15 protein-coding genes are annotated in these 17,638 nt (G+C 54.8%); 9 read left to right on the top strand and 6 right to left on the bottom strand.

Going from position 1 to position 17,638, the window contains the following annotated elements; all coding sequences use genetic code 11:
* Positions 1-885, top strand: a complete 885-nt coding sequence (locus tag K6958_RS01550; protein ID WP_249893049.1) for a hypothetical protein — start codon at positions 1-3, stop codon at positions 883-885.
* A 12-nt stretch (positions 886-897) separates the two neighbouring features.
* The gene (locus K6958_RS01555; RefSeq protein WP_249893050.1) at positions 898-1,404 is read left to right on the top strand and encodes a hypothetical protein; all 507 of its coding nucleotides are present in this window, start codon (positions 898-900) and stop codon (positions 1,402-1,404) included.
* A gap of 82 nt (positions 1,405-1,486) precedes the next feature.
* Here the strand turns inward: K6958_RS01555 and glpD are convergent, their stop codons facing one another.
* Complete coding sequence (gene glpD, locus K6958_RS01560; protein WP_249893051.1) at positions 1,487-2,995, bottom strand: glycerol-3-phosphate dehydrogenase; 1,509 nt, start codon at positions 2,993-2,995, stop codon at positions 1,487-1,489.
* Between the two features lie 279 nt (positions 2,996-3,274).
* Here glpD and glpE point away from each other — a divergent pair, with 279 nt between their 5' ends.
* The 3 genes from glpE (at position 3,275) to K6958_RS01575 (ending at position 5,302) form a co-directional block, all read left to right on the top strand.
* Positions 3,275-3,604 (top strand): thiosulfate sulfurtransferase GlpE, encoded by a 330-nt coding sequence (glpE, locus tag K6958_RS01565; RefSeq protein WP_249893052.1) that lies wholly within the window; start codon positions 3,275-3,277, stop codon positions 3,602-3,604.
* A 37-nt stretch (positions 3,605-3,641) separates the two neighbouring features.
* Positions 3,642-4,466 carry a rhomboid family intramembrane serine protease GlpG gene (glpG, locus tag K6958_RS01570; protein ID WP_249894758.1) on the top strand — a complete coding sequence of 275 codons (825 nt, stop codon included), beginning with the start codon at positions 3,642-3,644 and terminating at the stop codon, positions 4,464-4,466.
* 77 nt (positions 4,467-4,543) lie between these two features.
* The gene (locus tag K6958_RS01575) at positions 4,544-5,302 is read left to right on the top strand and encodes a DeoR/GlpR family transcriptional regulator (protein ID WP_249893053.1); all 759 of its coding nucleotides are present in this window, start codon (positions 4,544-4,546) and stop codon (positions 5,300-5,302) included.
* A gap of 29 nt (positions 5,303-5,331) precedes the next feature.
* Here the strand turns inward: K6958_RS01575 and malT are convergent, their stop codons facing one another.
* The gene (gene malT, locus K6958_RS01580) at positions 5,332-8,049 is read right to left on the bottom strand and encodes an HTH-type transcriptional regulator MalT (RefSeq protein WP_249893054.1); all 2,718 of its coding nucleotides are present in this window, start codon (positions 8,047-8,049) and stop codon (positions 5,332-5,334) included.
* A 371-nt stretch (positions 8,050-8,420) separates the two neighbouring features.
* Here malT and malP point away from each other — a divergent pair, with 371 nt between their 5' ends.
* Both malP and malQ read left to right on the top strand, forming a co-directional pair.
* Positions 8,421-10,826: a maltodextrin phosphorylase gene (gene malP, locus K6958_RS01585; RefSeq protein WP_249893055.1), complete on the top strand. Its 2,406-nt coding sequence runs from the start codon at positions 8,421-8,423 to the stop codon at positions 10,824-10,826.
* Between the two features lie 50 nt (positions 10,827-10,876).
* Positions 10,877-12,955: a 4-alpha-glucanotransferase gene (gene malQ, locus K6958_RS01590; protein WP_249893056.1), complete on the top strand. Its 2,079-nt coding sequence runs from the start codon at positions 10,877-10,879 to the stop codon at positions 12,953-12,955.
* A gap of 121 nt (positions 12,956-13,076) precedes the next feature.
* Here the strand turns inward: malQ and K6958_RS01595 are convergent, their stop codons facing one another.
* The 4 genes from K6958_RS01595 to gntX form a co-directional block, all read right to left on the bottom strand.
* Positions 13,077-13,544 carry a DUF943 family protein gene (locus K6958_RS01595; RefSeq protein ID WP_249893057.1) on the bottom strand — a complete coding sequence of 156 codons (468 nt, stop codon included), beginning with the start codon at positions 13,542-13,544 and terminating at the stop codon, positions 13,077-13,079.
* Entirely contained in the window at positions 13,541-14,389 is an 849-nt protein-coding gene (locus K6958_RS01600; protein ID WP_249893058.1) for a DUF3289 family protein, read from the bottom strand. The genes K6958_RS01595 and K6958_RS01600 overlap by 4 nt, the downstream gene beginning before the upstream one ends.
* Before the next feature lie 644 nt (positions 14,390-15,033).
* Complete coding sequence (gene nfuA / locus K6958_RS01605) at positions 15,034-15,609, bottom strand: Fe-S biogenesis protein NfuA (RefSeq protein ID WP_249893059.1); 576 nt, start codon at positions 15,607-15,609, stop codon at positions 15,034-15,036.
* A 58-nt stretch (positions 15,610-15,667) separates the two neighbouring features.
* Entirely contained in the window at positions 15,668-16,351 is a 684-nt protein-coding gene (gene gntX, locus K6958_RS01610) for a DNA utilization protein GntX (protein ID WP_249893060.1), read from the bottom strand.
* Between the two features lie 39 nt (positions 16,352-16,390).
* Here gntX and bioH point away from each other — a divergent pair, with 39 nt between their 5' ends.
* Positions 16,391-17,164, top strand: coding sequence for a pimeloyl-ACP methyl ester esterase BioH (bioH, locus tag K6958_RS01615; protein ID WP_249893061.1), 774 nt, complete (start codon positions 16,391-16,393; stop codon positions 17,162-17,164).
* A 174-nt stretch (positions 17,165-17,338) separates the two neighbouring features.
* Entirely contained in the window at positions 17,339-17,608 is a 270-nt protein-coding gene (locus K6958_RS01620; protein ID WP_249893062.1) for a YdgH/BhsA/McbA family protein, read from the top strand.
* Positions 17,609-17,638: the final 30 nt, after the last annotated feature.

Genomic DNA, 17,638 nt, shown 5'->3' on the forward strand with positions numbered 1-17,638 from the left:
ATGCGGCATCCACTCATCGCGTTCATTTTGCTGCCGGCTGCGGCGCTGGCCGACGGCGCGCTGGTGATCCAGCCTCAGGCCAGCGGCGGGCTGCGCCTGCTCTCTGAGGGGGGCGCCGGCGGCGCAAATGCGTTGAGCGTTATGCAGCCGGCGGGAAAAACGCTGACGTTGCAACTCTTGCCCGTCGCGGCCGGACAGTGTGACGGCGGCAACCTGACTATAGCGTCGCTGCGCCTGTCGCTGCTGCAGGTGGATAATCAGCAGCGCCTGAACTGCGGTGAAACGCTACGGTTACGCGCTGAAGCGCAGAGCCGCCAGGTCGGCGTACAGATAAAAAGCGCATCGCTACAGCCCGATTTCTCTGGACTGATGCCGTCGGACTATGGCCTGCGTCCCCAGATCGGCAGTGTCAGATTTAACGTTGAAGGCGAGGATATCGCCCTTTGGCCGCTGTTTCTCGATCTCAGCGTGCTGCAGCAGGAGATGCCAGTACTGACCGCCGCCTTTGATCGTCCGGCGCTGCAGTTTGGATTGGTGGGCGAGCAGCACGATGCCGCCGCCGCGGTACGCTTGCGGATCAGTAAAACGCGCCTGGCGGGTGGAGAGATATTGCCCTACCGGCTCTCTTTTGAATCCGCACAGCTGCAAGATGGCCGTTATCGCCTGCGCTCATCGCGAGGCGAGCGGTTTATCCCTTACGCCATCAGCGTGGGCGGTCAGGAAATTGCGCCAGGCGGCGCATGGCATGGGCGAATTCCTGCAGGTATCGCCACCTCTGACATCGTCAATATCAACTTTACGCTTCCAGGCAGCGCCATCCGGGGAATGGAGGCGGGTTCACGTCTGCTGGATACCCTGACGGCCGTCATTACACCGGAAATTTAACAGGAGCACAGGATGAAGCATTTATCATTAGCGGGCCTGGTGTTTTTTATGCTGTTCGGTTCGGCGCAGGCGACGAGGCCGGTCAAAACCACTATTGAGGTTGTAGCGGAGGTCAACACCAGCGTACGGGTTTATGTGGAGGGCCGTGACGTGACCAACGGCGTGATTAGTCTGCAGCTTGAGGATAAGAACGGCTATATGTTCGGCGTAACGCCGGCATTTCAATTTGTGGGTAATGCCAGCGCAGTATCACTCACGCTAAACCAACCCTCTGGTGGCGGCCTACTGTCGGAAAATAATGATCTGATGGAGATCAATAACGCCTGGGTTCGTAGTGATGGCGCAGAAGTTTCCAGCGACTATCCACTGTACAACCAACCGGTTTATCCTACCCTGCAGGCGATACCGGACAGGGAGCGGGGGGTAAAGGTGCGCTTTTCTTCCGCTAAACGTAGCGAGGCTTATCCATTAGGCAGATACAGCGGTAGCTATGAGATCATCGTTACGCCGTCTGTGTAACCGGTATTCAGGCGGGGCTGGCATCAGGCCGGACAAACGGGTAAAAGGGCCGCTGCAAGTGTAAGGCAGCGGCCTTGATGTTTTATGAAGCCAGCGAGAGCGCCGGTTTTTTGCTATGCGCTTCCAGCCATTGCGCTACGCGTGCCTGCTGCGCTTCATTCAGCCACATGCCCAGCTTGGTACGCCGCCAGATGGCATCATCCAGCTCGCGCACCCATTCGTTTTCCATCAGGTAGCGCAGTTCAGCCTCATAGAAACCGTGGCCGAAATCTTCACCTAAATCGGTTAGGGAAGCGGCGTTTTGTAAAATCAGCTCGCTGTTGCTGCCGTAAGTGCGGGCATAATGACGCGCCATGCCTTCGCTAATAAACGGATAGCGACGACGCAGGCTGGCAGCATAATCTTCACGCGTGCCGGCGATATCGCCGCCGGGCAGTACTGCGGTTTTGGTCCAGGCCGGACCGATATTAGTGTAATACTTCGCCAGCTTTTCCATCGCATGTTCAGCCAGCTTGCGATAGGTGGTCAGTTTGCCGCCGAACACTGACAGTAGCGGCGCTTTGCCCGCATCGTCACGCACATCCAGCGTGTAATCGCGGGTAATTGCCTGCGGCGAATCAGATTCATCGTCACACAGCGGACGTACGCCAGAATAGGTCCAGACAATATCGCTACGATCCAGCTGCTTTTTAAAGTGTGCGTTATACACTTTCAGCAGATAGGCAATTTCGTTATCGTCGATTTTTACCTGTTTCGGATCGCCTTTATATTCCACATCGGTGGTGCCGATAATAGAGAACTCATCCATCCACGGAATAACGAAGACGATACGATGGTCTTCGTTTTGCAGAATATAGGCCTGTTTTTCCGTATGAACGCGCGGCACTACAATGTGGCTGCCTTTAATCAGGCGAATGCCGTAAGGTGATTTCAGCTTCAGACCGTCATCAAACAGCTGCTTAACCCACGGACCGGCGGCGTTCACCAGACCTTTAGCACGCCAGGTAAAGGTTTTACCGCTATCGACATCTTCCGCTTCCACCATCCACAGGCCGTTTTCACGCCAGGCGCGGGTAACGCGGGTGCGGGTACGCACTTCACCGCCGCGTTTCACCACTTCCTGCGCGTTCAATACCACCAGGCGCGCATCGTCAACCCAGCAGTCGGAATATTCGAAACCGCGCGTAATTTCCGGTTTCATCACGGAATCTGCGCCGAAACGCAATCCTTTACTGCCCGGCAGGCTGGTGCGTTTGCCCAAATGGTCATACATAAACAGGCCGGTACGGATCATCCATGCCGGACGCAAATGCGGGCGGTGCGGTAGACGGAAGCGCATCGGGAAGGCGATATGCGGAGCCATCTTCAGCAGCACTTCACGCTCGGCCAACGCTTCGCTGACCAGGCGGAATTCATAGTGTTCCAGGTAGCGCAGCCCGCCGTGAATAAGCTTTGAGCTGGCGGAAGAGGTCGCGCAAGCCAAATCCTGCGCCTCCAGCATCAGCACTGACAGCCCGCGTCCTGCGGCGTCGGCCGCAATACCGGCACCGTTGATGCCGCCGCCGATAACGATCAGATCTTTGGTTTCCACGTCATCTCCTCCGATGTTCGGAATAGTTCGTCAATGTTCGTTTTCGAGCATAATAATAATCGTAAACCAACATTGATGCCAGCTTTAACCCAATAAAAACATCTTAGCGTGATTTAGTTAACATAATTGGCTGCGTCGGACAGTGTTACCCCTGTGATTAGTTGGGTTATAGTTCAACGGCTTCGCGCTACAATAGCCAACTTACGGCTGAAGAGCGGCGCGGATAATACTCCGCGCGGGCCATCGGCTTATCGCACCCCCGTTGATTTGGAACCCGGTATGGAACAATTTGAATGCATCAGCGTCGATATGGCGCAACAACGTCTGGCTGAAGGCGAAGCGCTGCTGGTCGATATCCGCGATCCGCAGAGTTTTGCGGCGGGACATGCCAAAGGGGCTTTTCACCTGACGAACGGCACACTAAACGACTTTATGCAGCAGGCCGATTTTGATCGGCCGGTGCTGGTGATGTGCTACCACGGCAACAGCAGCAAGGGCGCGGCGCAGTATCTGATCCAGCAGGGGTTTGATCAGGTTTATAGCATTGACGGCGGTTTTGACGCCTGGCGAGCAAGCTTCCCGCAGCTGGTTGAGGCGCAAACGGAGTAGGCGCCCCTTACGATAACACCTCAGGAAACGGGCAATGATACAACTGACTCAGTTCAATAATCCGCGCATGGCGCAGGCGTTTGTTGACTATATGGCGACGCGTGGCGTGATGCTGCGTATCAAAAAGGAAGAACAATTTATCCTGCTGCTGGAGGATGAGACGAAACTGGAAATGGTCGAAAACGAACTTGAACAGTTTGTTCGCGATCCTTTTCATTCGCGCTATCAGGCCGCCAGCTGGCAGAGCGGCACTACGGACAGCGGATTACACTATCAGCGCGACAGCCTGCTGACTAATCTGCGTCAGCGCGCCGGGCCGCTTACCGTCCTGTTGGGCATCGCCTGTATCGCTGTTTATATTCTGATGCTGTTTGTCGGCGATCTCACCGTGCTGGCCTGGATGGCATGGCGCATGGATGGCTCACCGTTTTTTCAGCCCTGGCGCTGGTTTAGCCACATATTGCTGCATTTTTCACTGCTGCACCTGGTGTTTAATCTGCTCTGGTGGTGGTATATCGGCGGTGCGGTGGAAAAGCGGCTGGGCAGCGGCAAACTGTTTGTGATCACTCTAATCTCCGCCTTATTAAGCGGCTGGATGCAGGCCAAATTTAGCGGTCCCTGGTTTGGCGGGCTTTCCGGTGTGGTCTATGCGCTGATGGGTTATGCATGGCTGCGGGGCGAGCGCGATCCCGAAAGTGGAATTTTTCTGGAGCGCGGTTTGATGGCTTTCGCTATTCTGTGGCTGATTATTGGTTATTTTGGCGCATTTGGCCTGCCGATTGCTAACACTGCGCATCTCACGGGCCTGGCTGTGGGGCTGGCGATGGCGTTTGTTGATACGCGCCGGCTAAATAAAGGCTGAAGCATCAGCCTGGCGCAGGCCGCTGGCAAAGCATCATGTGCGGCGGCCTGATGCCGCGCGACTAACAGGAGAGTTATGTGAAGCAGACGCAACGTCATGACGCCATTATCGATCTGGTTCGGCGTCAGGGATATGTGAGTACGGAAGAGCTGGTGGAGCATTTTGACGTCAGTCCGCAGACTATTCGCCGCGATCTCAACGATCTGGCCGATCAGAACAAAATACAACGCCACCACGGCGGCGCGGCGCTGCCTTCCAGCTCGGAAAATACCGCCTGGCAGGATCGTAAAATGATGTGGTCGGCGGAAAAAGCGCGTATCGCGCAGCGGGTGGCCAGCCAAATCCCCGACGGGGCGACGCTGTTTATTGATATCGGCACCACGCCGGAAGCGGTAGCGCATGCGTTGATGAACCATAACGATCTGCGCATCGTGACCAATAACCTCAATGTTGCCACACTGCTGATGACCAAGCCCGATTTCCGCTTGATTATCGCCGGCGGCGAAGTGCGTACCCGTGACGGCGGCATTATGGGCGAAGCTACGCTCGATTTTATCTCTCAGTTCCGGCTGGATTACGGCATCCTTGGCATCAGCGGTATCGATATGGATGGTTCGCTGCTGGAGTTTGACTATCACGAGGTACGCACCAAGCGGGCGATTATCGAAAACTCACGCTGCGCGATGCTGGTTGCCGACCACTCTAAATTTGGCCGTAACGCGATGGTGAATTTAGGCAATATGAGCCTGGTAGACTATCTGTTCACCAATGAAATGCCGCCTGCCAGCGTGATGAAAGTGATTGAACAGCATGAAGTGCATCTGGAGCTGTGCTGAAGCCACGCCATCACGCCCTACAGTAAATCTTACGCCACGCTCATCCCCATCAGGTGCAGTAAATGCTGCGCCTGCTGCACCGCTTCCTGGCGATGCATGACGCCCAGTTTCTGGTACAGATTGCGGATATGGGTTTTGATGGTGGTTTGCGCCACTTCCAGCTCGCCGGCAATTTGATCGTTGCTGTAGCCAGAGTAGATCAGCCCCAGCACCTGCCATTCACGCTGCGTCAGCGGGCTGGTGCGGATCAGCTCCGGTACCTGCGGATGCGTCAGCAGGCGGCTGACAAAGCTTTCGTCGAAATGGGCGAACTTATGGCGGTGATGCTGGTTGATATCGCGCAGGATGCGCTGCGCCCGGTGCTGCTCCAGCTCCGGCAGCGTATGCAGTTGCAATAGCTGACGCAGCTGCTGTGCCATGGTTTCGCCTTCAATCACAAAGTGGCTGATAAAGCCGGTGCGGTTGGCCAGCGTTAGCGCCTCAATCAGCGCCTGTTGCGCTTCGCTTTTACGTCCGGTTTGCCAGTAAAGCGCGTTGAGCAGCAGCAGATTTCGGTTCAGATCGCTGGTCAGCCTTAGCCGCCGCGCGCTTTCGTTCAGCTCATCCAGCACCACTTCGGCTTCATCATACTGGCCCAGCAGAATCTGAACGCGCGCGATATTGCGCCACTGACCCTGTAAAAAATGGTTATCAGCGGTAGCGGGTTTCGGCGTCAGCCGTAACCAGTTAGCCGCTGCGACTTTATCGTTGGTCAACTGCCAGTAAATTACGCGCGGCTTATCGGCATTGGTGACCCAGTCGCTGTGATACTGACCGTTGCCCAGCAGGTTTTCGCAGCGGATTAAATGACGCCGCGCATTATCCAGATCGCCACGCGCCAGCGCGCATTTCGCCAGCATCGCCAGACACTGTAGCTGCTGTTGCGGCTGGAAATTAGCCAGCACCTCTAACCCTTTGCGGGCGGTAGCCTCAGCCTCATCGAGGCGCGCCCATGACCAAAGCAGCTGCGAGCGAATGCGCAGCAGAAACTCATGCATTGGCAGCTGCTCCAGCCCCTCTTCGTTAATCAGCGCAAACGCTTTTTCCTGAATATCGTAAGCGGTTTGCAAAAAGCCCTGCGCCAGCAGTATTTCGCTCTGCTGCAGCAGCGCCCAGAGTGCGTAATGGCAGCTGTTATAGTGGCGCGCCATCTCATCGGTCTGCTGCATAGTGGCCAGCGCGGCCTCCAGCTGGCCCTGACAGTGCAGAACTTCCCCTTTAACCGAGGTGGCGACAATGCGGCTGTAGTAGTTCGCCAGCGGCAAATTCGCCAGCGCCTGATTGGCTAGCTGCTCCGCCTCTTCCGGTTTTCCGGCGTTGATCGCCACCTGGGCGCGTAGCGCATCAAACTCGGCGCTCAGCACTGCATCGATAGCGATTTGCTGGTGTGTCATCTCTTCTTCAGCGCGCGCCAGCAGCAGGTTGACTTCGCCGTAGCGATGCTGGCTTTGCGCCAGCCAGGCCTGCAGCAGAATCAGCCGGGGGTTATCCACCAGTAGCTGCCAGGGGAGCGCCTTCAATCCCTCTTCCAGCAACGCCAGTTCGCTGTGGTTAAACAGCGACCAGGCATGGTGCAGCAAAATATCGCGCAGCAGCAGAGTATCTCCCGCCGCCAGCGCATGATGTATGGCTTCGCCGGCGTAGCCGAGCGCCATCCAACCCTCCGCCGCCGTTCGATGCAGCTGATGCAGTTCGCTGCTCAGCTCCCACTGGCAGCGCTGGCGTAAAAAGCTGGCAAACAGCGGATGAAAGTTAAACCATTTTCCGCTGTCGTCCATACGCTGCAGAAACAGACCCTGACGCTCGGTTTCTTCCAGACGCAGCTGCGCGTTTTCTTCGCCGGTCAGGTGGGCGATCAACATATCGTTCATGGAACGCAACACGGAACTGCGCAACAAAAAGTTGCGCGTCGCATCATCCACGCAGTCCAACACTTCATCCACCAAATAATCGGAAAGATGGCTGGCGTTGATGCCCGCCAGTCGCTGGGCGGAATGATGCGTCGGGGTATTAGACTGGCGTTCCGTCAGAGCGATCAGCTGTAAGGCGGTCGCCCAGCCAGCGACTTCATCGCACAGCCGTTGGGAGTCATCCGCGCCGATCGGGCGCTGCAGGCGCCGGTCAAAAAACTGCTTCGCCTCCTGCGGCGTAAAGGCCAGCGACTGGCTGTTGATCTCCAGCAGCTGCTCGCGTACACGCAGGTTAGCGATGCCCAGCGAGGGCAAGTTACGCGACAGAATTATCAACGTCAGGTTTTCTGGCTGATGGCGGATAAAGAAACGCATCGCCTGATGGATGGCGTCGTTAGTCAGCAGATGAAAATCATCAATCACCAGATAAAGTGGGCGGAGCCACTCGGAAAGCTCCACGAACAGCTGGGAAAAAAGCGCGCTGAGGCTGGCATACTGCCGTTTTTGCGCCAGCGCTTCGCTGCGCACGCAGTGCCCGTCGGTGGCCTGCTGCACCGCCGCCATAAAATAGTTAGCGAAGCGCTCCGGGTAGTTATCGCTTTCATCCAGCGAATACCAGCCGAGATCGCTTTTATCCGCCGCCCACTGCGCCACCAGCGTAGTTTTGCCATAGCCGGCCGGGCTGCTAATCAGAGCTAAACGGTAGTGCGCAATGTTCGCAAGCCTGGCTATCAAACGCTCCCGAACAATGGTGTTCTGAAGCCGCAGAGGACGGCTGAGTTTCGATGGTATCAGCATGGCGACACTTCACTGTGGTGAAATAGAAGGAAACAAAGGGAATTATTTTGCGCTGCGTAATTAAGTACTTTCTGTGTTCGCGGACGCTAATGCAAGGATGGCTTATGACCAGATTTCATTAAGTTGCACCTCATCACAATTCCTTATTGTTTTTTGACATTTTCCCGTACAAAAGCCAACGAATGGCGGCGGAAAACGCGCCTTTTTTCACCATAGCGTCTTTAATTAATCCGTCAGCGCTCACAGTTTTGCCTACGCCCTGCGGCTCCTCCCTGACGAATTCGGCTACGGGAGGATGCCGCCGCAGGGGGTTAACGTCAGCATGTGTACTAATTTTTTGCGAAACCCTTCACTTACCGAAAGAGAGTCGTATGTCGCAGCAAAAATTCAGTAAGGCACGTTTTGAGGCGGCGTTAACGCGCCAGTGGCAGTATCTGGGGCTGAACAGCGCCAGTGAAATGACCCATCATCAGTGGTGGCATGCGGTCAGCGCGGCGTTAGCCGAACTGCTGGCGGCACAGCCGATAGCAAAACCCGGCAAGCAACAACGCCACGTTAACTATCTTTCTATGGAGTTCCTGATTGGTCGTCTGACCGGTAATAACCTGATTAACCTTGGCTGGTATGACGAAGTCAACGCTCTGCTTGCGCAGCAGGGCATCGCGCTGAGCGATCTGTTGGAAGAGGAAGTCGATCCGGCGCTGGGCAACGGCGGCCTCGGCAGGCTGGCGGCCTGCTATCTTGATTCGATGGCGACGGTGGGTCAGGCCGCTCACGGTTATGGGCTTAACTATCAGTACGGTCTGTTCCGTCAGTCTTTCAACGACGGCCAGCAGCACGAGGCGCCGGATGACTGGCAGCGCGCCTGCTATCCCTGGTTCCGTCATAATACCGCGCTGGATGTCGACGTCGGTATCGGCGGTAAAGTCAGTAAAAACAACGACGGCTCCCTGCACTGGGAACCGGCGTTTACGCTGCGCGGCGAAGCCTGGGATTTGCCGGTGATCGGCTATCGCAACGGGGTAGCGCAGCCGCTGCGTTTATGGCAGGCGACGCACGCGCATCCGTTTGATTTAACGTTGTTTAATGACGGAAAATTCCTGCAGGCGGAGCAGCAGGGAATCGATGCGGCGAAGCTGACCAAGGTGCTCTATCCCAATGATAACCATCAGGAAGGCAAACGCCTGCGCCTGATGCAGCAATATTTCCAGTGCGCCTGCTCGGTGGCGGATATTCTGCGTCGCCATCATCAGGCGGGACGCCCGCTGGCGCAATTGCCCGACTATGAAGTTATTCAACTTAACGATACGCATCCTACCATTGCCATTCCGGAGATGTTGCGCGTACTGTTGGACGACCATCAGCTGAGCTGGGATGAAGCCTGGCATATCACCAGTAACGTCTTCGCCTATACCAACCATACGCTGATGCCAGAGGCGCTGGAGCGCTGGGATGAGCGGCTGGTGCGCGCGCTGCTGCCGCGTCATTTCGTGATTATCAAAGAGATCAACCAGCGCTTTAAAAAGCAGGTGGAAAAGCAGTGGCCGGGCGATGAAAAGGTCTGGGAAAAGGTGGCGGTGCTGTACGACAAGCAGGTACGCATGGCGAACCTGTGCGTGGTCAGCGGCTTTGCGGTGAACGGCGTCGCAGCGCTGCATTCTGATTTGGTGGTGAAGGATCTCTTCCCGGAATACTACCAGCTGTGGCCGCAGAAATTTCATAACGTCACCAACGGTATTACGCCGCGCCGCTGGCTGAAACAGTGCAACCCGGCGCTGGCTACGCTGATTGACGACACGCTGGGCAACAGCGACTGGGTCACGCAGTTGGATGCGCTAAAAGCGCTGGAACCCTATGCGGACGATAAAGCGTTCCGTCAGCGCTATCGTCAGATCAAACATGACAATAAACAGCGCCTGACCGACTACATTCTTCAGGTGACCGGCATTGAGGTGAATCCCGAGGCGCTGTTTGATGTGCAAATCAAACGCCTGCATGAATATAAGCGTCAGCACCTTGGCCTGCTGCATATTCTCCACTGCTATCGCCAGCTGCGCGATAACCCTCAGTTGGACAAAGTACCGCGCGTTTTCCTGTTTGGCGCGAAAGCCGCGCCCGGCTACTACCTGGCAAAAAACATTATCTATGCCATTAATAAAGTGGCGGAGGTGATCAATAACGATCCGCTTATCGGCGATCGGCTGAAGGTAGTGTTTATCCCGGATTACCGGATTACCGTTGCGGAGATGATGATCCCGGCGGCGGATCTTTCCGAACAAATCTCTACGGCAGGCTATGAAGCGTCCGGCACCGGCAATATGAAGCTGGCTCTTAACGGCGCGCTGACTATCGGCACGCTGGATGGCGCTAATGTGGAAATTGCCGAGCAGGTGGGCGAAGAGAATATCTTTATCTTCGGTAACACTGTTGATGAGGTGAAGGCGTTGAAGGCGAACGGCTACGATCCGAAAAAGCTGCGTAAGAAAGATAAGCACCTCAACGAATTACTGAAAGAGATGGAGAAAGGCCGTTTCAGCCACGGCGATAAACATGCTTTTGATCCGCTGCTGGAGAGCCTGACTAAAAATGGCGATCCGTGGTTGGTGCTGGCGGATTTTGCCGACTATATCGCAGCGCAGGAGCGCGTAGAAGCGCTGTGGCGTGATAAGGAGGCCTGGACGCGTACCGCGATTCTAAATACCGCGCGTACCGGTATGTTCAGTTCTGACCGCTCTATCCATGATTATCAACAGCGTATCTGGCAGAGCAAACGTTAAAGGCGAGCGGCGCAGGCCGCTCTGGACAGAAGACGGATTCAGGAAGCGTTATGGATTTAACTCAGCTTGAGAAGGACGCCAGCGCGGCCGGGATTGCTGCCAGCTATATCAATGCCAAAGGGGAGCCGGAAGCGATCGCGCCGGAAACCCGACAGCTGCTGCTGGAGGCGATGGGATTTCCACGCGCGCCCGGCAAAGCGCCGGTTCCGCCGGTAAAGGTATTTAGCGGACGGCAAAAGCGCATAATGACGTTTGGCGGCAGCGGTCAGTTCCGCTGGCAGCTACAGACTGAACAGGGCAAAAGTTATCAGGGCGAGGCGCAGGGCGGTGGCGCGTTTGCGCTGCCGTCGCGTCTGCCGCAGGGCTATCATCAGCTGGCGCTGACGCAGGGCAAGAAAGCGTGGGAATGTCGGGTGATTATCGCGCCGCAGCGCTGCTATGAGCCGCAGCCGCTGCTGGAAGGCGGCAAGCTTTGGGGCGCCTGCGTGCAGCTCTACACGCTGCGTTCCGCCCGCAACTGGGGTATCGGCGATTTTGGCGACTTAAGCGAGATGCTGATGCAGATTGCCGATCGCGGCGGTGATTTTATTGGCCTCAATCCGATTCATTCGCTTTATCCCGCCAGCCCGGAAAGCGCCAGCCCTTACAGCCCTTCGTCACGTCGCTGGATGAATATCATCTATATCGACGTGGAGCGCGTGCCCGATTTCCAACAGAGCAAGGCGGCGCAGCGCTGGTGGAAAAAGAAAGAGACGCAGCGTCGGATTGCGGCGGCACGCCAGGCTGACTGGGTGGACTACAGCGCGGTTAATCAGCTAAAAATCGAAGGGCTGAGACTGGCATGGGCGCAGTTCTCTACGCGCGATGAACAGGACGCGACGCGACGTCACTTTACTGACTTTGTCAGCGCCGGCGGTGAAAGTCTTTACAGCCAGGCGGCGTATGATGCGCTGCACGCCGCTATGCTACAGGAAGATGGGCAGCGCTGGGGCTGGCCGGCATGGCCGGAAGCCTGGCGTCAGGCGCAAAATGAGGCAGTACAGCAGTTCTGCCGCGAAAATGAGGATGAGGTCAATTTCTGGCTGTGGCTGCAATGGCTGGCTAACCGCCAGTTCGATGAGTGTTGGCAGGTTTGTCAGCAGCGCGGGATGTCGGTGGGCCTCTACCGCGACTTAGCGGTCGGCGTGGCGGAAGGCGGGGCGGAAACCTGGTGCGATCCTGAGCTTTACTGCCTGAAGGCCTCGGTCGGCGCGCCGCCGGATATTTTGGGCCCGTTGGGACAAAACTGGGGGCTGCCGCCGATGGATCCGCACGTTATGGCGGCGCGGGCCTATCAACCATTTATTGAGATGCTGCGGGCGAATATGGCCAGCTGCGGCGCGTTGCGCATCGATCATGTGATGTCGATGTTACGCCTGTGGTGGATACCATATGGAATGACGGCTAATCACGGCGCCTATATCTCTTACCCGGTTGATGACCTGTTAGCAATCCTGGCGCTGGAAAGCCAGCGTAACCGCTGTATGGTGATTGGCGAGGATCTGGGCACGGTGCCGCAGGAGATCATCGGCAAGCTGCGCCGTAGCGGGATCTACTCGTGGAAGGTGCTCTATTTCGAACAGGAGAGCGCCGATCGTTATCGTGCGCCGCAGCAGTGGCCGCGTCAGGCGATGGCCAGCGCCTCCACCCATGATTTGCCGACGCTGCGCGGTTTCTGGAGCGCGGGCGATCTGACGCTGGGCGAAGAGCTGGGTCTTTATCCAGATAAAGTGGTGCTAAAGGGGCTGTATGAGAACCGTGAACGCCAGAAGCAGGCGTTGCTGAACGCGCTGCATGAGCAGGGCTGCGTACCGAAGAAGTTGGGCAAGCGGGCGGAGAAGCTGGCGATGTCGCCGGAACTGAACCGCGGTATGCTGCGCTATATTGCCGACAGCGGCAGCGCATTGCTCGGCCTGCAGCCGGAAGACTGGCTGGATATGGAACAGCCGGTAAATGTGCCAGGCACGGTCGATCAATTTCCTAACTGGCGACGCAAATTGAGCCACACGCTGGAGGAGATGTTCAGCGATGAACGCGTTAATCAGCTGATTAAAGATTTGGATCGACGGCGCAAAGCTGAAGGTAGTTAACCATCAAGCCCGGCCGGTCAGATAAAGGCAGGTCGGGTATTTTTTACGGATACAGCCCGATTGCGGCATTAATATCATACCAGTAAAGCGTTATGCGTCCGGGGTGAAAGCCCCGCTGCCGTCAGTGGAAGGTTTCTTTTTTTAATTCAGTAATACGGCCATCGGCATAGCGAATATAGGCTGAATTACCAAAGGCGAACCGGGTATTGCCCTCACGGTTGCGGCCAACCGTTAACAGTATCTCTTTGACGATGCAGTTTTCAGGGGGTGGCACATCATCAAAACAGAGCATATCGTTCTGATCGTTTTTCTGGTAGCCGTCGCCAAAAGCAAAAATGGTAAAGTTGGTTGGCCCGCCGGCCTCTTCAGAAGGAATATGATATTTTTTCAGGATAGCGCTCTGGTTTTCCAGCCACCAGTTAATTGCCGATGAGGCGGTAATGGGTAAATGATCTACCAGGATTGCGGCAGAGTATTTGCCGTGATGAGCATCAATAATGTTAACGCGGCGGTTATCCAGATAGAGATAAAAGCCCACAGCCGCCATTACGATGCAAATGAGAAAGTTAAATGATTTTCTTCTGCTCATGGGCGCTTTTCCTCGAGAGTTATAGTCGCTTCCATATTGGTTAAGAAGGGGCGGAACCCGAATTGATCAAAGCGTTGTAAAATAAACCATATCCTGAAAAACTGAAATTGATTAAATTTAACCTTTTGAATGTCGTTAACATCCAGCCCAAAATGATCCTGCCCGCTATATTTTATTTGCGCGCGCCAGCCTTTCTCACCGATTTCCAGGCTTAATAAATCTATGTGTGTAGCGTAGACATCATGTACGGTGATACCTAAGCCGTTGATTTTGTCGAATATCATTGAATCAAATTTTGGCAGAGCCCTGTAACTGATCTCTTCCTTTATGGCAGAAAACGTGTCTGGGGGAATACTTTTTTTCTCGTAATCGATACGCTTATTTATCCCCTCCTTAATAGCGGATAAGCTACTATTTTTTGTATTATCATTAATAATTTGCGCCTGATAGGCCGCATTCAGATCCATATCATTAAAGGGCATACCGTTAGCACTCTGGAAATGCTGCAACATCCGATTGATAAGATACTTCCAGGGGCCTACGCATGCAAAAGGCAATGAGGTCACCTGCATCTCTTCAAATAATAGCCTGGCGCACTCTTGCGCACTGAGCCTGGTGCTGCGTTGGTTATTGCCATATGCGCCAAAAAATCGCGACTGGGGATTATCGAAAGCCGTTAGTCGGGTCATTGTCCAGGGATCGACCACATTAGAGATATTGGTAAGCCTGAACTCTTTTTTAAGACGCGTTGCGGTGATATCGCCATACCGCATATCATCTGTCCCATAGTCGTTAAATTGATGTTCTGTGGCATAAAGCCTTTGCGGGAAGGTGAGTTTAATCATGTCACTAATTCCTTTTCGACACTGAGGCTTGACTCTTCCATTTGAGCCTTTATTTAACCACGACTATGGTAGCCTGTAATAAATAAAAATTAAATACAAAAATTTTAAAAGGGGATTTTTTCTCTTGTTGATTAGCTTCAGAAGGGCATTGCAATGTAACGTTTCCCGTTAATTAATAAGGTGAGGTCAAGCACGGTTAATATTCTTTTGGGCTATTACATGTTCGTGTTAAGTGCGTCGATGGTTTGATTGCTATGAATGTTGCGCCAATAACGGCTGACATATCCCCGTAGTTTCGTGACAAAAGCTATATTGAAGCGTTGGACGGATATCTTAAAAGAGAAGGTTATCCCTGGGTCGTTGAGCAAGATACTTCCGAGGCTAATATTGACGAATTAAAAAAACATGCAGAAATAATTATTTGCGCACCTGGCTTGCAGTGGCAATTTTTCACTGATAATTTTGATAAAAAAAGAATAATTTATTTATCTACTATGGAGTATGCAACAAATAACATTGAAAGAATGTGCAAGCTAATTAATTCAATATCAGATAACTAAAAAGGCGACCCTAAGATCGCCTTTCATTACTTTACGCCTCTCTGCTTCAGGCAGAAAAACGCAGCTGAGCCGTCAGGCCCACGCTTAGTAGTAAGAGTGTTCGCCGCGCTGGTGTTCAGTCAGGTCGCGTACGCCTTTCAGCTCAGGGAAAGCGGCCAGCAGCTCTTTCTCAATCCCTTCTTTCAGCGTCACGTCGACCATCGAACAGCCGTTACAGCCGCCGCCGAACTGCAGAATGGCGTAGCCTTCATCGGTGATTTCCATCAGCGTTACGCGGCCGCCGTGTCCGGCCAGCTGCGGGTTAATCTGCGCCTGCAGCAGATATTCAACGCGTTCCAGCAACGGCGCGTCGTCAGCGACTTTACGCATTTTGGCATTCGGCGCTTTCAGCGTCAGCTGAGAACCAAGATTATCCGTAACAAAATCGATCTCGGCATCTTCCAGATAGGGCGCGCTCAGCTCATCCACGTAGGCGGAAAGCTTTTCAAACTTCAGTTCGGTATCGCTCGGCTCTACTGCATCCGGCGGGCAATATGACACGCCACATTCGGCCGTTGGGGTGCCCGGATTAATCACGAACACGCGGATTTGGGTGCCTTCTTCCTGATTTGAAAGCAGTTTTGCAAAATGGTCCTGGGCGGCATCGGTAATTCGGATCATGGCAGTTGCTCAATAGTTGACTAATTTAGTTGGTTATAATACGCCCATCGCCGACGCTCTACAAGGTACGGCACAGGCACCAAATCTGGACGCTGGCTGCGCCGGCGCGCATCAGCAGACGGCTGATTTCCGCAACGGTGCTGCCGGTTGTCACCACATCATCAATCAGGGCGATATGGCGATCCTGAACGTGGATTTCAAGCCGGAAAGCGCCGCGCAGGTTGCGCTTACGTGCGCCTGCGCCCAGCTGATGCTGAATCAGCGCGGCGCGGCGGCGCGTTAAGCCCTGGGGGAAATAAGCGCAGCGTAGCCAGCGTGCCAGCGGCTGTGCCAGCAGGTCAGCCTGATTAAAACCGCGTCGCCAGGCGCGCCGATGATGCAGCGGTACGGCCAGCAATAAATCGGGACGAGGCAGGCCGCGTTGACGTCTGGCCGATAACCAGCTTAACAAAATCAGCCGCGCCAGCATCACAGAGAGTGCGGTCTGGCCGGAGAATTTATAGCGTGCAATCAGCTGGCTTAGCGGCGGGCAGTAGTCGCTTACTGCGATCAGCTGCTGCCAGGGCGGCGGGCGGCGCAGGCAGCGCCCACAGGCGGTAAGCGCATCACCGGCAGGTAATCCGCAGCGCGGGCAGCAAAGCGGTAACGGCGGCAGGGCGCGCAGACAATAACTGCATAAGCCCTGCATCGGTAATGCCAGCGGCGTTTGGCATAGCCAACAACCTCCCTGCATTGGTAGCATAGCGACCTCCTTAATTTAGCAACGATGAGACCATAACTGATGGCGCAGCTTTATTGGCATACAACCGGCACCGGCGATCGCGATCTTGTGCTGCTACACGGATGGGGACTGAATGCGGAAGTCTGGCGTTGCATCGCGCCGCCGCTCAGCGCACATTTTCGGCTGCATTTAGTGGATTTGGCGGGCTTTGGCCGTAGCCAGGGGGTTGGCGCATTAACGCTGGATGAGATGGTCGAGGCTTTGTTGCCTCATCTGCCGGAAAAGGCGATCTATCTCGGCTGGTCGTTGGGCGGTTTGGTTGCCAGCCGTTTAGCGCTGCGCGATCCGCAGCAGGTTAGCGGCTTGATTACCGTCGCCTCTTCACCCTGTTTTACCGCTGATGACGAGGACTGGCCGGGGATTAAACCAGAAACGCTGACCGGCTTTCAGCAGCAGCTTAGCCAGGATTATCAACGCACCGTTGAGCGCTTTTTAGCGCTGCAAACGCTGGGCACGCCAAGCGCCAGGCAGGATGCGCGCACGTTAAAAGAGGTGGTGCTGTCGCAGCCGATACCGCCGGTTGAGGTGTTGTCAGGCGGACTGGAAATTTTACGCAGCGTCGATTTACGCGCTGAAATGGATGCGCTTCAGGTGCCGCTGCTGCGTATTTACGGCTATCTGGATGGACTGGTGCCGCGTAAGGTTGCCACGCTGTTAGATCAACGCTGGCCCGCCAGCGCTTCCCTTGTTATGGAGAAAGCCGCGCATGCGCCGTTTATTTCTCATCCGCAAATGTTTTGTGCAGCGGTCAGACAGTTCAGTGAATCTGTTTAAGAAACTTTATCTCTTTAGCTGGCAAAATATCACCGAGCGTTAATAATTGTAACTGAGCAAGGCCGCTGACCATGACTGTAAAAGTCTGCCAGGGAGCAGGGCGCTGTACCCCCTATCTCATTGTATTCATTCGGCGGTCTGAGTTTTCCAGTTAACTTATGACGAAGGTGTACTATGAATATCATTAAAACTGTTGCGGTAACCTGCCTGCTGGGTGGTCTCTCATTCTCTGCGCTGGCGGCACAGGAAGTGACGAAAGAAGATGTGCAGAAAATGAATCTGGAGAAAATCGGCACGGTGAATACTACAGCGGAAACCACCTCGCCGATGGACGCCAAGCGTGAGCTGTCAAAAATGGCGGATGAGAAGGGCGGTAAATATTTTCTGGTGGTCGCCGGACGCGAGCATGGCCGTTTTAGCGCCACGGCTGACGTTTATAAGTAATGCCTCAGCAGGCATATCTGTTATGCCTGC

Origin of the sequence: Mixta hanseatica (assembly GCF_023517775.1) — a bacterium.
GTDB lineage: Bacteria > Pseudomonadota > Gammaproteobacteria > Enterobacterales > Enterobacteriaceae > Mixta > Mixta hanseatica.

Excerpts from the sequence above, each read along its gene's own strand:
- K6958_RS01595 (WP_249893057.1), bottom strand. The coding sequence starts at position 13,544 with ATGAGCAGAAGAAAATCATTTAACTTTCTCATTTGCATCGTAATGGCG.
- glpE (WP_249893052.1), top strand. The coding sequence starts at position 3,275 with ATGGAACAATTTGAATGCATCAGCGTCGATATGGCGCAACAACGTCTG.
- K6958_RS01600 (WP_249893058.1), bottom strand. The coding sequence starts at position 14,389 with ATGATTAAACTCACCTTCCCGCAAAGGCTTTATGCCACAGAACATCAA.
- K6958_RS01620 (WP_249893062.1), top strand. The coding sequence starts at position 17,339 with ATGAATATCATTAAAACTGTTGCGGTAACCTGCCTGCTGGGTGGTCTC.
- malQ (WP_249893056.1), top strand. The coding sequence starts at position 10,877 with ATGGATTTAACTCAGCTTGAGAAGGACGCCAGCGCGGCCGGGATTGCT.
- K6958_RS01550 (WP_249893049.1), top strand. The coding sequence starts at position 1 with ATGCGGCATCCACTCATCGCGTTCATTTTGCTGCCGGCTGCGGCGCTG.
- malT (WP_249893054.1), bottom strand. The coding sequence starts at position 8,049 with ATGCTGATACCATCGAAACTCAGCCGTCCTCTGCGGCTTCAGAACACC.
- bioH (WP_249893061.1), top strand. The coding sequence starts at position 16,391 with ATGGCGCAGCTTTATTGGCATACAACCGGCACCGGCGATCGCGATCTT.
- malP (WP_249893055.1), top strand. The coding sequence starts at position 8,421 with ATGTCGCAGCAAAAATTCAGTAAGGCACGTTTTGAGGCGGCGTTAACG.
- K6958_RS01555 (WP_249893050.1), top strand. The coding sequence starts at position 898 with ATGAAGCATTTATCATTAGCGGGCCTGGTGTTTTTTATGCTGTTCGGT.
- nfuA (WP_249893059.1), bottom strand. The coding sequence starts at position 15,609 with ATGATCCGAATTACCGATGCCGCCCAGGACCATTTTGCAAAACTGCTT.
- gntX (WP_249893060.1), bottom strand. The coding sequence starts at position 16,351 with ATGCTACCAATGCAGGGAGGTTGTTGGCTATGCCAAACGCCGCTGGCA.